At 75.4% G+C, this 14618-nt stretch carries 12 protein-coding genes; 8 read left to right on the top strand and 4 right to left on the bottom strand.

The window, feature by feature from the left end; translation table 11 throughout:
• Positions 1-49 precede the first annotated feature (49 nt).
• Both TEK04_RS03275 and TEK04_RS03270 read left to right on the top strand, forming a co-directional pair.
• Positions 50-382, top strand: coding sequence for a PadR family transcriptional regulator (locus tag TEK04_RS03275; RefSeq protein ID WP_336402878.1), 333 nt, complete (start codon positions 50-52; stop codon positions 380-382).
• Positions 379-1398 carry a hypothetical protein gene (locus TEK04_RS03270; RefSeq protein ID WP_336402877.1) on the top strand — a complete coding sequence of 340 codons (1020 nt, stop codon included), beginning with the start codon at positions 379-381 and terminating at the stop codon, positions 1396-1398. The genes TEK04_RS03275 and TEK04_RS03270 overlap by 4 nt, the downstream gene beginning before the upstream one ends.
• 3 nt (positions 1399-1401) lie before the next feature.
• Here the strand turns inward: TEK04_RS03270 and trhA are convergent, their stop codons facing one another.
• Positions 1402-2232: a PAQR family membrane homeostasis protein TrhA gene (gene trhA / locus TEK04_RS03265; protein ID WP_336402876.1), complete on the bottom strand. Its 831-nt coding sequence runs from the start codon at positions 2230-2232 to the stop codon at positions 1402-1404.
• 108 nt (positions 2233-2340) lie between these two features.
• Here trhA and TEK04_RS03260 point away from each other — a divergent pair, with 108 nt between their 5' ends.
• The 6 genes from TEK04_RS03260 (at position 2341) to phoH2 (ending at position 7951) form a co-directional block, all read left to right on the top strand.
• On the top strand, positions 2341-3120 hold the full coding sequence (locus TEK04_RS03260) for an isoprenyl transferase (protein WP_336402926.1): 780 nt from the start codon (positions 2341-2343) through the stop codon (positions 3118-3120).
• 25 nt (positions 3121-3145) lie between these two features.
• Entirely contained in the window at positions 3146-4360 is a 1215-nt protein-coding gene (locus tag TEK04_RS03255) for a DUF885 domain-containing protein (RefSeq protein WP_336402875.1), read from the top strand.
• A complete protein-coding gene (locus tag TEK04_RS03250) occupies positions 4357-4524 on the top strand; it encodes a hypothetical protein (protein WP_336402874.1) in 168 nt (55 codons plus the stop codon). Before TEK04_RS03255 ends, TEK04_RS03250 begins: the two co-directional genes overlap by 4 nt.
• 43 nt (positions 4525-4567) lie before the next feature.
• Positions 4568-5560, top strand: coding sequence for an ATP-binding cassette domain-containing protein (locus TEK04_RS03245; RefSeq protein WP_336402873.1), 993 nt, complete (start codon positions 4568-4570; stop codon positions 5558-5560).
• Positions 5557-6315, top strand: a complete 759-nt coding sequence (locus TEK04_RS03240) for an ABC transporter permease (protein WP_336402872.1) — start codon at positions 5557-5559, stop codon at positions 6313-6315. Before TEK04_RS03245 ends, TEK04_RS03240 begins: the two co-directional genes overlap by 4 nt.
• Positions 6316-6655: 340 nt before the next feature.
• A complete protein-coding gene (gene phoH2, locus TEK04_RS03235) occupies positions 6656-7951 on the top strand; it encodes an RNA 5'-3' helicase PhoH2 (RefSeq protein ID WP_336402871.1) in 1296 nt (431 codons plus the stop codon).
• A 104-nt stretch (positions 7952-8055) separates the two neighbouring features.
• Here phoH2 and TEK04_RS03230 read toward each other — a convergent pair whose 3' ends face one another.
• Genes TEK04_RS03230 through flhA form a run of 3 tightly spaced genes read right to left on the bottom strand, consistent with a single transcriptional unit; the run spans position 8056 to position 14604 of the window.
• Positions 8056-8289, bottom strand: a complete 234-nt coding sequence (locus tag TEK04_RS03230) for a hypothetical protein (protein WP_336402870.1) — start codon at positions 8287-8289, stop codon at positions 8056-8058.
• Entirely contained in the window at positions 8286-12590 is a 4305-nt protein-coding gene (locus tag TEK04_RS03225) for a hypothetical protein (RefSeq protein WP_336402869.1), read from the bottom strand. Before TEK04_RS03225 ends, TEK04_RS03230 begins: the two co-directional genes overlap by 4 nt.
• On the bottom strand, positions 12571-14604 hold the full coding sequence (gene flhA / locus TEK04_RS03220; RefSeq protein WP_336402868.1) for a flagellar biosynthesis protein FlhA: 2034 nt from the start codon (positions 14602-14604) through the stop codon (positions 12571-12573). The genes TEK04_RS03225 and flhA overlap by 20 nt, the downstream gene beginning before the upstream one ends.
• Between the last annotated feature and the right edge of the window lie 14 nt (positions 14605-14618).

Here is a 14618-nt window from a genome sequence, read left to right as displayed (position 1 = left end):
AGTGCGCGATGCGCGGTACTGTGCCGTGCACCAACCAACCGGAGGACCGATGGACATCACGCAACTGCTCAAGGGGGTGCTCGACCTTGCCGTGCTGGCCGTCCTCGACGGCGAGGACGGGTACGGGTACGACGTCGTCCGCCGGCTGCGGGCCGCCGGGCTCGACGACGTGGGCGACGCCTCGGTCTACGGCACCCTGCGCCGGCTCTACGCCGCCGGGCACCTGACCTCCTACGTCGTCCCCTCGGTGGAGGGCCCGCACCGCAAGTACTACGGCCTGAACGCCTCGGGCCGGGCCCAGCTGGAGACCTCCACCAAGACGTGGTCGGGGTTCGCGGACACGATGGCGGCGCTGCTCGCCGGTGAGGAGGTGGCGGCATGAGCGCCCCCACGACGTCGACCGACCCGGAGGTGACGGCCTACGCGCGGCAGGTGCGCGAAGCGCTGGCCGACGTGCCCCCGGCCCGGCTCGAGGAGCTGCTGGAGGACCTCGACGAGCACCTGGTCGAGGTCGCCTCCGAGACCCCCGGACCGTTGGACGAGCGGCTGGGGTCCCCGGCGGCCTACGCCGCCGAGCTCCGGCGCGCCGCCGGGCTGCCGGAGGCCCCCACCACCGGCTCCGGCCAGGAGGTGGACGGCTGGCGGTGGGACCTGGCCCGCTACCGCGCCCGCTGGGGCGACCACCGTGCCGTCGTCGCCGTCCGCGCGTTCCTGCCCGAGCTGCGGCCCGCCTGGTGGGTCGTGCGCGGCTGGGCCGCGGTCGCCGCCGTCGAGGCCGTGTTCCTGGCCCACGTCAGCCTGCCGCTGCCCACCCTGGGGTTGGGTCCGATCGGCTGGCTGGCCACCGGTGCGGCCGTCGCCTGGTCGGTGCGATTCGGGCTGCGGGCGCGGGCCGAGGCGGTTCCGCTCACCCACAGGGCCGCCTTCGTGAACTTGGGACTGTCCGTCTGCGTGCTGGTCGCGCTCATCCGCCTCGCCGACGACCAGTCCTCCACGGACTACTACCCCGCCGAGGTCTCGTACGACTCCGGGCCCACGACGCTGGTGCACGAGGACGGCACACCGATCACCAACATCGTCCCGTACGGCCCCGACGGCGAGCCGCTGACCGGCGTGCTGCTCTACGACCAGGACGGCCGGCCCATCGACAACCTGTCGACGTGGACCACCGACGGCACCGAGGTCCAGCCGCAGCGCGGTGTCCCGGTCCAGCCGGGCAACGCCTACCCGCAGCGGCAGGACGTCGTCACCTACGACGGGTACGGCAGCCCGCAGACCTCGGAGTTCCCCGCGCCCGCCACGTCCGCGCCCTCGTCGACCCCCACGTCGTCGGTGGACCCGACCGAGGAGCCGGCACCGTCCCCCGGGCCGACCGAGCAGCCGGCCCCGACCCCGTAGGCGCTACACGAACGGGGAGTTGTAGATCGCGAAGTAGACGGCGGTGTAGTGGCAGGCGGCGGCCACGATCGTCATCGCGTGGAACACCTCGTGGTAGCCGAAGACGCCCGGCCACGGGTTGGGCCGCTTGGTCGCGTAGGCGATCGCGCCGACGGAGTAGAGCAGCCCGCCCGCGGCCAGCAGCACCATGGCGGTGACCCCGGCCAGCTGCAGGATGTCGACCAGCACGAAGACCGCGACCCAGCCCAGCGCCAGGTAGATCGGCACGCCCAGCCAGCGGGGGGCGGTCGGCCAGGCCATCTTGAGCGCGACCCCGCCCAGTGCCCCGGTCCAGACCACGCCGAAGATCCACCAGTTGGTGGGGTAGGGGACCGACAGCGCGGCGAAGGGGGTGTACGTACCGGCGATGAACAGGAAGATCATCGAGTGGTCGAGCCGCTTCATGAGCTTCCACCCGCGCGGTGACCACCGTCGGCGGTGGTAGGCGGCGCTGATGCCGAACAGGCCGAGGATGGTCAGGCAGTAGATCGACACCGGCAGCCCGGCGCGCAGGCCGCCGTGCACCCAGGCCAGCGGGATGAGCACGGCCCCGGCGACGACGGCGCCGAAGGAGGCGAACAGGTGCAGCCAGCCGCGCAGGCGGGGCCGCGTGTCGGGGTGGTCGAAGTCGGCGTCGCCGTAGTCGGCGACCTGCCACTCGCCGGCGCGGGTCACGGCGCCGACCTGCTCGCCCTCCTCGAGGACGGCGGTCACCGCTTGACCTGCGGGTGCTTCGAGCTCGGCACCGTCCGAGGCGACCCGCACCGTCTCGTCCCTCCCGCGCGGAGCAGTCATGGTCCGAGGCTACGGCCAGGGGCGTCTCGGCGACATCCGCCGGAGCTGTGAACTGCATCGACGGCCGGTGCTCCCCGTGCGTGCAGCAGCGTCCTAGGGTTGCACTCCGTGGGGGCCCGCGAGCAGGTGCGTGAGGCGCTGACCGCACTCTACGAGCGGCGCCTGGTGGCCCGGTTCGACCGCGCGGCGGCCCCCCGGCACGTCGGCGTGATCGTCGACGGCAACCGACGCTGGGCCCGGGCGGCCGGGCACGGCGACGTCAGCCACGGGCACCGCCGGGGTGCCGACAAGATCGCGGACTTCCTGGGGTGGTGCGACGAGGCCGGGGTCGAGGTGGTCACCCTCTTCCTGCTCTCCACCGACAACCTGGCCCGGCCCGAGCGCGAGCTCACCCCGCTGCTGCGGATCATCGAGGGCGTGGCCTGCGACCTGTCGGGCCCCGACCGCCGATGGCAGCTCAACGCGGTGGGCGCGCTGGGTCTGCTGCCGCCCGAGACCGCCGCCGTGCTGCAGCGTGCGGTCGAGGACACGGCCGGGCGCGCCGGGGCCACGGTCAACCTGGCCGTCGGCTACGGCGGACGCCGCGAGATCGCCGACGCCGTGCGGTCGCTGCTGGCCCACCACGCCGAGCGGGGCACGACCCTGCCCGAACTGGTCGAGGTGCTCGACGTCGAGCACATCGCCGAGCACCTGTACACCCGCGGCCAGCCCGACCCCGACCTGGTGATCCGCACCAGCGGCGAGCAACGGCTGTCGGGGTTCCTGCTCTGGCAGACCGCGCACTCGGAGTTCTACTTCACCGACGTCTACTGGCCCGAGTTCCGCCGGGTGGACTTCCTGCGGGCGCTGCGCGACTACGCGGCCCGGCAGCGCCGGTTCGGCGGCTGACCGGTCGGCTGGGAGACTGGCCGGCATGGTCAGCGACGCGGTCGACGTCCCGCTGGAGTACGTCCGGTTGGGGCTGCGCTTCGACCGGCTCGAGGAGGGTTTCGTCGACGCCTACACCGGCGACCGGCGGATCCGGGCCCAGGTCGCCGACGAACCCGCACCGACCCCGCAGCGGCTGCGCGACCAGGCCCGCGGTCTGCTGCGCGAGCTCGACTCCACCGACCTCCCGGCCGACCGGGTGGCCCACCTGCGCGGCCAGCTGACCGCCCTGGAGTGCACCGCCCGGAAGATGGGCCAGGAGCCGGTCGGCTACCGCGAGGAGGTCCGGGCCTACTTCCAGGTCGACGTCGGCCTCGGCGACGAGGCGTCCTACGCCGCGGCGCACACCGAGCTCGAGGAGCTGCTGCCGGGGTCGGGCACGCTCGCCGAGCGCTACGCCCAGCACCGCCGCAGGGAGGAGTGCCCGCCGGCGAAGCTGGAGGAGGCGGTGCACGCGCTGTCCAGCGCCCTGCGCGACCGGGTGCGCGCCTCCTACGGCCTGCCCGACGTGGAGACGGTCGCCTACGAGGTGGTCACCGACAAGCCGTGGTCGGGCTTCAACTACTACGCCGGTGACTACCGCTCGCGGGTGGCGATCAACGCCGACCTGCCGCACCGCACCAGCCAGCTGCCGCACCTGGTCGCCCACGAGTCCTACCCGGGCCACCACACCGAGCACTGCCGCAAGGAGATGGGGCTGGTCGAGCGGCAGCACCACGTCGAGCACACCGTCTTCCTGGTCAACACCCCCGAGTGCCTCATGGCCGAGGGCCTGGCCGACCTCGGGCTGGAGGCCGCGGTCGGCGCGGGCTGGGGCCCGTGGGCCGCGGAGGTGCTGGGCGACCTCGGCCTGCGGCTGGACGGCGAGCTGGCGGAGCGGGTCGCCACGGCGGCGGCACCGCTGAACCGGGTCCGCCAGGACGCCGCGATCCTGCTGCACGACCAGGGCGCCTCCGCCGACGCCGTCGTCGCCCACCTGCAACGGTGGTCGCTGGTCAGCCACGACCGTGCCGTGCAGCAGCTGCGCTTCCTCACCCACCCGCTGTGGCGGGCCTACATCACCACCTACGTCGAGGGGTACGACCTGCTCGCCCGGTGGCTGCGCGCCCGCCCGGCCGACCAGCCGGTGGCCGACCGGTTCCTCCGCCTGCTCGACGAGCCGCTCACCCCGGGCCGCATCGCCGCGGAGACCGCGGCGTGAGGCACACGGCCCGGGAGAAGCGGGTGCTCGGGCTGTGGAGCGCGTCCTGCCTGCTGGTGCTGCTCGTCGTCCTGCTGCTGTGGGTGGGCGACGTCGGCCTGCAGTGGCCGGTGCTGCTGCTCCCGGTGCTGTGGCTCGCGGTGGCGCTGCGACCACGACGCTGAAAGGGGTTGGGCCCCGGCCGGTTCCGGGTGCATGCTGCCCCCCGTGATCCACGCCCGCGGCCTGGCCCGCACGTTCCGCAGGAAGCGCGGCAAGCAGACCAGCGAGGTGGTCGCCGTCGCCGGGGTCGACCTCGACGTCGAGGCCGGCGAGATCGTCGGGTTCCTGGGCCCCAACGGCGCCGGCAAGACCACCACCATGCGCATGCTCACCACGCTGCTGGCCCCCACCGCGGGGACGGCGACGGTGGCCGGTTGCGACCTGCTCACCGACCCGGTCGGCGTCCGGCGGCGGATCGGCTACGTCTCGCAGGCCGGTTCCACCGCCCCGGAGAACCGGGCGGGGGAGGAGCTGGTCAGCCACGCCCGGCTCTACGGCGTCAGCACCGCCGAGGCCACCGAGCGGGGCAAGCGGCTGTTCGCCGAGCTCGACCTGGACGGGCTGTGGGAACGGCAGCCCAAGGCGATGTCCGGCGGTCAGCGACGACGCCTGGACATCGCCATGGGCCTGGTGCACGTCCCCGGGCTGGTCTTCCTCGACGAGCCCACCACCGGCCTGGACCCGCAGGCCCGGGCCAACCTGTGGCAGCACATCGAGGGCCTGCGCAGCGAGCGCGGCACCACCGTCTTCCTCACCACCCACTACCTCGACGAGGCCGACGCGCTGTGCGACCGGGTGCTGGTGATCGACAAGGGCACCATCGTCGCCTCCGGGACCCCCGACGAGCTCAAGAGCTCGGTCGGTGGTGACCTCCTGGCGCTCACCTCGCCGCGGGCCGCCGAGATCGCCGGCCGCCTGGGCGGGCTGCCCGGGGCCGAGGCCCCGGTGCTGGACGGCGACCGGGTCACCTGCCGGGTGCCGGCCGGTGGCGCCGCCCTGGTCACCCTGCTGCGCGACCTGGACGCCGCCGGCATCGAGGTCGACGGCGTGGAGAGCCGCCGGCCCAGCCTGGACGACGTCTTCCTCACCGTCACCGGTCGCTCGCTGCGCGACGGCGAGCAGCCGACCACCGCCGAGACCGAGGGAGCGCAGGCATGAGCACGATGGCGCGCGACACCGGCACCGTCTTCGTCCGGGCCCTGCGCACCTCGCTGCGCAACCCGGCCTGGCTGGTCATCAGCCTCATGCAGCCGGTGCTCTACATCGTGCTGTTCGGCCCGCTGCTGGAACCCATCGCCGGGCAGCTGGGCGGGGCGAACGCCTACCAGGTGTTCGTGCCCGGGATCCTCGTGCAGCTGGGGCTGTTCGGGACGGCGTTCGTCGGGTTCGGCCTCATCGCCGAGTACCGGGCCGGGGTCATCGAGAGCCAGCGGGTCAGCCCGGCCCCGCGCGCCGCGCTGCTGCTGGGCCGGGTGCTGCGCGACGTGCTGGTGCTGGCCGTCCAGGGCGTCGTGCTGGTGCTGGTCGCCGTCCCGTTCGGTCTCGACGCGTCGGTGGGCGGGGTGGCGCTGACCATCGGGCTGGTCGCCGTCCTCGGTGGTTCGCTGGCCGCGGTGAGCTACGCGTTGGCGCTGACGCTGAAGAGCGAGGACGCGTTCGCGCCGCTGCTCAACGTCGCGCTGTTCCCGATCCTGCTGCTGTCGGGGATCCTGCTGCCGATGACCCTGGCCCCGGGGTGGCTGCAGGCGGTGTCCGACGTCGTCCCGTTCAAGCACGTCGTGGACGGCGCCCGGGCGCTGTTCGCCGGCGAGTTCGGTGCGCCCGACGTCGGGTGGGGCGTGCTGTTCACCGCCGTCCTCGCGGCGCTCGGCGCCTGGTACGGCACCTCGCAGTTCCGCAAGGAGAGCGGCTGAGCAGGTGCCCGGCCGCCCCCGGATCGATCACGGACCCGGGTCGCCGACGCGCCGGCGTGTCGCGTACCCAGGTCCGTGATCGACGGGGGTCATGGGGCCCGCAGGCTCGGCGTTCTCACCCTCGTGGGCGACACGCCGGCACGTGGAGGGCCGTTCGTCACGCGTTGGACACGTGACGCGCTTAACGTCGTCGGTGTCAGGGGAGCCCGACTCCCCGGACACGGGAGGCCCGGTTGGTCCGCTGCTCGCAGTCGAACCAGGGGGCCGGTCCGCGGCCTCGGCGCCGGGGCCCGGCCACCTTCGATGAGGGGCGCGTCCTGCGCCTCCCCAGGAGTCGACCGTGAGCGATCGCCGCACGTACGTCCTCGACACCTCCGTCCTGCTCTCCGACCCGGGCGCCCTGGCCCGCTTCGGCGCGCACGACGTCGTCGTCCCCCTCGTGGTCATCGGGGAGCTGGAGGAGAAGCGGCACCACCCCGAGCTGGGCTGGTTCGCCCGGCAGACCCTGCGGATGCTCGACGACCTGCGGGTGCAGCACGGCCGGCTCGACGCCCCCATCCCCGTCGGCGACGAGGGCGGCACGCTGCACGTCGAGCTGAACCACTCCGACTCCTCGGTGCTGCCGGCGGGCTTCCGCAACGACAGCAACGACAGCCGGATCATGGTGGTGGCGCTCAACCTGCGCAGCGAGGGCCGGGACGTCTGCCTGGTCACCAAGGACGTGCCGTTGCGGGTCAAGGCGGCGGCCGTCGGCCTGGAGACCGACGAGTACCGCGGGTTGGGGACGGTCGACGCCGGGTGGACGGGGATGTCGGAGCTGTCGCTCTCCGACGACGAGATCTCCGCGCTCTACGACGGCGGCACCTTGTTCGTCCCCGGCGCCGCCGAGCTGCCCACGCACACCGGCCTGGTGCTGCTCTCCTCCCGGGGTTCGGCGCTGGGCCGGGTGACCGCCGACAAGCACGTGAAGCTGGTGCGCGGGGACCGCGAGGCGTTCGGCCTGCACGGGCGCTCGGCCGAGCAGCGCATCGCGCTCGACCTGCTGCTGGACCCCGAGGTCGGCATCGTGTCGATGGGGGGCCGGGCCGGCACCGGCAAGTCGGCGCTGGCGCTGTGCGCCGGCCTGGAGTCGGTGATGGAGCGCCGGGCGCACAAGAAGGTCGTCATCTTCCGGCCGCTGTACGCCGTCGGCGGTCAGGAGCTGGGCTACCTGCCCGGCTCGGAGGGCGAGAAGATGGCGCCCTGGGCGCAGGCGGTGTTCGACACCCTGGGCGCGCTCGTCGGCGGCGAGGTGGTCACCGAGATCCTGGCCCGCGGCCTGATCGAGGTGCTGCCGCTGACCCACATCCGCGGGCGCTCGCTGCACGACTCCTTCGTCATCGTGGACGAGGCGCAGTCGCTGGAGCGCGGGGTGCTGCTCACCGTGCTCTCCCGGCTGGGCAGCAACTCCCGGGTGGTGCTCACCCACGACGTCGCGCAGCGGGACAACCTGCGGGTCGGCCGGCACGACGGCGTCACCTCGGTGATCGAGGCGCTGAAGGGCCACCCGCTCTTCGCGCACGTGACCCTCACCCGCTCGGAGCGCTCGCCGATCGCCGCGCTGGTCACCGAGATGCTGGAGGACGTCCCGCTCTGACCGCGCAGCGTTGACAGGGGGGTGCACGATGTTCTGTCCTCCGCCACCAGAGCTGGTGGAGGAGGACAGACTTCTGTGCACCCCCCTGATCCACGCTGGGTGGGTCAGGCCTCGGCGTCGGCCTCGACGGGGTGCGGACGCCGGCGCTGCTTCGGGGCCGGCTTGGGCGCGGGGAACACCGCGCGCAGCACCGAGCTGGTGACCCAGCCCGCAAGCAGGCACCAGGGCAGACGGTCGACCACGTCGTCGGTGTCCAGGACGCCGACCGCACCCAGCAGCAGGACCGGGACGGCGAACAGCAACGCTGCGCCGAGGACGTCCCAGCGCAGCGGGCTCATCGGTGACCGGCCAACCGCTCGCACAGCAGCGCGGCCCAGCGGTGCGGCGTGGCCCGCGCACCGTCGACGACGGCGACCGGCACCGGCAGCCCGTCGAGCAGGGCGGCCGGGTCGGGTGCGGCGTCGGTGTCGGTGACGACGACCGCGTCGACCCGGGGGAGCTCGGCCAGCCAGCTGCGCAGCGCACCGGGCTTGCGGGTGGAGTCCAGGACGGCCCAGACGGCGGTGCCGGACCAGGCGTGCACCATCTGCGCGGCCCAGGCGCCCCCGGCGTCCCCGAGCGGCACGTCGACGGCGACCACGGTCGGGACGTCGGCCGCGCCGGCCACCGCACGCCGCTCGGTGGCTGCGGCGGCTCCCGACACCTGGACGTCGACGGCGGCGAGCCCGGCCAGCGCGCCACGGGTGCACCACTGCACCTGGGCGGGGTCCAGCCGCAGCGCGACGGCCAGCGCGCGGGCCGCGGTCAGCGCCTCGGCCCCGGGACCGACGACCACCAGCACGTCACCGGGCTCGGCCGGGATGGCCGGGGCCGCCGGCAACGCACGGCCCAGGGACGAGGCCAGTGCGGCGAACGTGCCGCGGCGCCCGGCCTCGGCCGCGAAGTCGGCCCCCAGGACGGAGGCGGGCACACCGAGTGCGGCCAGGCCGGCCGCGCCCTCGGCGGGGGCGGGGTCGTCGCTGACCGGCACCAGGTGGGTGATCGTCGCGTAGCCGTCGCCGTCGTCGGTGCCACGCACCCCGCGCATGCGGGTCGAGGGGTGCGGGGGCAGCAACCGGGACCGCGGCGTGGTGGCCGGCACCGGGGGACGCTGGCCGCGGACGCGCGGAGCGGCGGGGAGCAGACCCTCCAGGGAGGGCAGCACCGAGGTGGCGTCGGCCGGCCGCGGCGAGGGGTCACTGGCGGTGCGGGCCAGCTCCTCGGCCATGCCCGCGGCCATCTCGTGGGCCATCTCCTGCACCAGGACGTCGGGCACCTCGGCAGCCAGCCGGGACGCCTCGGGCTCCGGCTCGCCGAGGAAGTCGCTGTCGGCTACCGCCTGCAGCACCTCGATGAACCCCGAGGTGGCCTCCGACGGGTCGTCCAGCGCGGTCAGCCGGGCCGCCCCGACGGCGGGCAGGTCGACCTGGGTCGGCAGGGAACGGTGCCGGCCGCCGTCGGGGGCCCGACGCCGACGGGAGGGCGTCACCCCGCCGGCGAGCGCTGCGGCCCGCAGCGCCTCGAGCGCGTCCGATGCGCCCGGGCGGGGCGTGCTGCGCGGGCTGCCGAACAGGATCTCGTCGTACCGCGAGCCGGCGGTGTAGGTGCGCGGCGCATCCAGGACGACGCCGACCACGGGCTCGACCGCGTCGGCGGCGGGTGCGGCGGTGTGGGCAGCAGTACCGGTCTGCGCGGTCGCGGCCGCCCGAACCGGGGGCTGGTCCTCGGCGCGGTCGTCGTGGACGGCGGGCATGAGGCCGGTGTCGGGCCGACGGTGGGCCGCGGCTCCCCGGTGCCGCCCGCCGTCGGTGCCGTCCACGGCGGCGAGCGGACGCCGGACGGGGGTGCCCCACAACGGGTCGACCGCCGGCACGTCGGGGTCGGGCACCTCGGCCGCCGGCCGGTCCTCGGCGAGCGCGTCGACGGTGAGGTCGGCGACCTCGGCGGCCGGGTCGGGTGCGCCGGCGAGGCGGGCGCGAGCGGCCTCCGCGGCCTCGCGGCGCTCGGCCCGGGTGCGGTGGGGTGACCTGTCGCCGCCCGCCCGGTCCCCGACCGGTGCGGTCCCGCCCGGCACGGCGTCGGCGGCGGCGAGCCGTGCTGCATCCGCGGCCTCGGCGGCGCGGCGGGCCTGGGCCTGCTGGGCCTGCTCGGCCTCGATGCGTGCGACCTCGATGCGCGCGGCCTCGACCGCGGCACGCCGCTCGGCCTCGACCCGCGCGGCCTGGACGCGTGCGGCCTCGGCCGCGGCCCGGGCGGCCTCGGCGGCGAGCTCGGCGATGCGGCGGGCCTCGGCCTGGGCCGCAGCGATCCGCTCGGCCTCGACGCGCTCGGCCTCGACCCGCTCGGCCTCGACGCGTGCGGCTTCGACGCGTGCAGCCTCCTGCGCGGCGGCCTCTGCCTGCTCGGCAGCGGCCGCTTCGGCTGCGGCCTTCTCAGCCGCGGCCTGCTCGGCTGCGGCCTCCTCAGCCGCGGCCTCCTCAGCAGGGGAGGGGACGGCGTGCTCGGCGACGACCACCCCGGAGGCCGCGGGCGGGGCCGCGGGCAGGTGGCGGCGAGCCGGCGGTCCGGCGTCTGCCGTGACCGGCTCGGTGGGCGAGGTGGCCGCGGCCAGCACCGACCGCAGCCGGGCAGCGCGGTCGGCCAGCGGCGCCGGCGCGGACGAGGTGCCGCTGGCGGTGCCCACGGACCCGTCCGTGCCGGTGCCGGCGGAGGTGGTGGCGGCCAGGTCGGCGTCGACGAAGTCGTCGAGCAGGTCCGGTGCCGCCTGCACCCCGACGACCTGCCGCTCGGCCAGCTCGCCGGCGGCGCGGATGGCGGCCTCGCGCAGCGCGGCCGCGCCGGCCCGGGCCGAGGTCACCTTCGTCGGGCCCCCGGCCGCCGGTTCGACGACGGCCGGTGCGCGACGGGAGGTCGGCGTCTCCGGCGTGCCGGGCTGGGCGGGCAGGACAGGCTGAGCGACCTGGGCAGTCGTGGCGGACGGGCTGGCCGACGGCTGCGGCGGGCGGGCAGCGGCGGGGGCCGGGGGGCGCTTGGCGGCCGCGGGCATCCCCGCCCGCGGGGCCAGCTCGATGATGCTGGTGGCGTCCCACACCGGGGCGGCCGGCGTGACCGGAGCGGCCGGTTCGGCCGGTGCGGGTCGGGGGGCAGCGGGCTGACGGGTCGCCGAGGACCGCCGCGTGCGCGCCGGCTGCCGGCCGGACGAGCGCCGGGGCGCACCGGGCTCGGCGACCTCGACCGCCGCACCGGGCTCGGCGGCCTCGACGACCTCGGCCTCGACGGGCTCGTCGAGCGCCGCGGGGCGGGTCGGGGCCACGCGCGCCGCGCGCCGGGCTTCGGCCCGCGCGCGGGCCGCGGCGCGGCGCTCCTCGGGGGTCCGGGTGCGGGCCGGCGCCTCGACCCTCCCGTCAGCCTCGTCCGCCGGCTCCGTGACGGCGGGTGCAGGACGCGGGTCGGCGGCCCGGGTGGGAGCCGCCACGGGTGACGAGACGGGGGCCGACGCGGGTGCCGATGCGGCGGGCAATGCGGCCACGGGGGTCTCCGCCGCCGCGGCGGCCTCGGCCCGCGCGATGTCGGCGCGGGCGGAGGCGACCGCCTCGGCCTCGGCCCGCAGCGCTGCGGCCCGGACGGCGGCGGACCGGCCGGCGGCGGCCCGGTCACGCGGCGCGATGACCTCGGCCGCCGGCACGTCCTCCTGGTGCGCGGCCACCTGCGGGTCCTCCTCCTGCTGCTGCTCGGCGTCGGCCACGGCGGCCTGCACCTCGTCGTCCTGTGTCACCACGCGCATGAGCGCGGCGGCGAAGGGGGAGGGCGGGGTGCCGCCGGCCTCCTCGCCCGGGTCGGAGGCCGGGTCGGAGGCCGGGTCGGCGCCCGGGGCGTCCTCCGGGGTGGCGGTCGGGGGGGAAGTCCGGCTGGTCCGCTCCCAGGCGGGTGCGGTCGGGCCGGCCGGCTCGGGCTCGCGACGGGTGGCCAGCGGGGGCCGACCCGTGCCGCGGCGGGGCTCCTCGCGGCGGGCGTCCTCGCGGCGGGGCTCGGCGCGCCGGGGGTCCTCCCGGCGCGCAGCAGCGGGGCGGGCCAGCGAGGCGGGGGAGTACGTGGCGACCTGCTCGTCGCCGCCGGCGCCGAGCAGGTCGGCCAGCTCGTCGACCGGGTCCACGACGGGCAGCACGCCGGTGGGGGTCTCGTCGGCGGCCCGCTGGGCACCGCGCACCTGGAGGGCGACCTCGAGCAGGTCGTCGACCGACAGGCCCGAGGAGGGCCACTGCGACAGCGCCTCGGCCTGGCTCAACCCGGCCGCGGGCACCTCGGCCACGACGGTCGGGGTGGCCGGACGGGCCGGCGCGACGGCCGGGCGGCCGGCGGGCTTGCTGCCCTTGGCCGGAGCCGTCCCCTTGCCGGCCGGGGTCCGGGGTGCCTCGTCGGCGCCGGCAGGCAGCACGACGTCGGCGACGTAGCGCTCCTGGCTGAAGAACCCGGCGACCCCGCCGCTGCGGATGCGCCGGACGCCGCGGATGCGCACGTCCGGGCCGTACTCGGCGCGCGCGGCGGCGATCGCCTCGTCGCGGGTGGCCCCGGCGGGCGGCTCAGGCGAGGGCGACGGCACCGTTCACCACTCCGATCGTCTCGATCTGGGCCGTACGGGAGACCTCCGCGTACGAGATGACGGTGCAGCGGGCCACCACCTGGCGCATGAGCCGGGAGAGGGCGGGGCGCACCTGGGGGGAGCAGACGAGCAGGGCGGTGATGCCGAGCTTCTCCGCGTCGTCGAGCAGGTCGCTCGCGCCGCGGGCGAGTGCATCGACCATCCCGGCGTCCAGCGCGAGGACGGCGCCCTGCTCGCTCTGCCGGACCGCGGCGAGCAGGCGCTGCTCGAACCCGGGGTCCAGCGTCATGACGTAGAGCTTCTCGTCGTCGGTCACGTACGGGTGGCTGATGGCCGGGCCCAGCGCCGCGCGGGCGGCCTCGACCAGGCTGTCCAGGTCGGTGGCGGTCTTCGCCCGCAGCGACAGGGCCTCGAAGATGCGCACCAGGTCGCGGATCGAGACGCCCTCCTCCAGCAGGGCCTGCAGCACCTGCTGGACCTGGCCCAGGGACAACCCGCCGCCGGTCAGCTCCTCGACCACCACCGGGTGCGAGCGGCGCACCATCTCCAGCAGCAGCTTGACGTCCTCGCGCCCGAGGAGCTGGGCGGCGTTCTGCCGCACGACCTCGGCCAGGTGGGTGGTGATCACCGACGAGCGGTCGACGACGGTGGCCCCGGCCATCTCGGCCTGGCGCTGCAGCTCGGCCGGCACCCACTTGGCCGCCAACCCGAACACCGGCTCGCGCGTGGGCTTGCCGGGCAGGCCGTCGAGGGAGTCACCGATGGCCAGCACGGTGCCCGCCGGCGAGGTGCCCTTGGCGACCGGGACGCCGTTGAGCCACACGACGTACTGGGAGGCGGGCAGGTCGAGGTTGTCGCGGGTGCGCACGAGGGGGATCACCAGTCCGGTGTCCATGGCCACCTTGCGGCGCAGCGCCTTGACCCGGTCGAGCAGGTCGCCACCGCGGGCCGTGTCGACCAGCTCGACGAGGTCGAAGGCGACCTCCAGCTCCAGCGGGTCGACCCGCATCTTCTCGGCGATGGCCTCGGGGGAGTCCGGCGAGGGCTCGTCGGCGGCGGGGGCGGCCTCGTCGGCGTCGACCGGCGGGAGGTCCTTCACCCGCGAGGCGAGGAACAGCATGAGGGCGCCGGTCAGCATGAAGGGCAGCTTGGGCAGACCGGGCATGAGGCCCAGGACGATCAGCCCGGCACCGGCGATGCGCAGCGGCTGCTTCGTGCGCCCGAGCTGGCCCAGCAGGTCCTCGCCCAGCTCGCCGTCGGCGGCCGAGCGGGTCACCACGATGCCGGTGGCCGTGGACAGCAGCAGCGCCGGCACCATCGAGGTCAGGCCGTCGCCGACGGCGAGCAGCGAGTACGTGCTCACCGCGTCGCCGGCGCTCATGCCGTTCTGGACCATGCCCATGACCAGGCCGCCGACCAGGTTCACCAGCACGATGATGATCGCGGCGATGGCGTCGCCCTTGACGAACTTGCTGGCACCGTCCATCGAGCCGTAGAAGTCGGCCTCCGCGGTGACCTCCGCGCGGCGCTTGCGGGCCTGCGCCTCGGTGATCAGACCGGCGTTGAGGTCGGCGTCGATGGCCATCTGCTTGCCCGGCATCGCGTCCAGGGTGAAGCGGGCCCCGACCTCGGCGACCCGCTCGGCACCCTTGGTGATCACCACGAACTGGATGACGACCAGGATGAGGAACACGACCAGGCCGACGACCAGCGAGCCGCCGATGACGAAGTGCCCGAAGGCCTCGATGACCGCGCCGGCGTACCCGTCGGAGAGCACCAGGCGGGTCGAGGAGACGTTCAGCGCCAGCCGCAGCAGGGTGGCGATGAGGATGGCCGACGGGAAGACGGCGAAGTCCAGCGGCCGCTTGATCGACATCGCGACCAGCAGGATGAGCAGCGACACCGCGATGTTGAGCCCGATGAGCAGGTCCAGCAGCATCGCCGGCATCGGCACGACGAGCATGAGGACGATCGCCACCACGCCGATGGGCACGGCAGCCGTCGTCCACTTCACGTCCGTCTACATCG

This window comes from Klenkia sesuvii (assembly GCF_037083825.1).
Lineage (GTDB): Bacteria > Actinomycetota > Actinomycetes > Mycobacteriales > Geodermatophilaceae > Klenkia > Klenkia sesuvii.
Note: the sequence above shows the minus strand (reverse complement) of the source record. Positions and strands in the feature narration are given on the sequence as shown.

Excerpts from the sequence above, each read along its gene's own strand:
- TEK04_RS03275 (WP_336402878.1), top strand. The coding sequence starts at position 50 with ATGGACATCACGCAACTGCTCAAGGGGGTGCTCGACCTTGCCGTGCTG.
- TEK04_RS03270 (WP_336402877.1), top strand. The coding sequence starts at position 379 with ATGAGCGCCCCCACGACGTCGACCGACCCGGAGGTGACGGCCTACGCG.
- trhA (WP_336402876.1), bottom strand. The coding sequence starts at position 2,232 with ATGACTGCTCCGCGCGGGAGGGACGAGACGGTGCGGGTCGCCTCGGAC.
- TEK04_RS03255 (WP_336402875.1), top strand. The coding sequence starts at position 3,146 with ATGGTCAGCGACGCGGTCGACGTCCCGCTGGAGTACGTCCGGTTGGGG.
- TEK04_RS03240 (WP_336402872.1), top strand. The coding sequence starts at position 5,557 with ATGAGCACGATGGCGCGCGACACCGGCACCGTCTTCGTCCGGGCCCTG.
- TEK04_RS03230 (WP_336402870.1), bottom strand. The coding sequence starts at position 8,289 with ATGAGCCCGCTGCGCTGGGACGTCCTCGGCGCAGCGTTGCTGTTCGCC.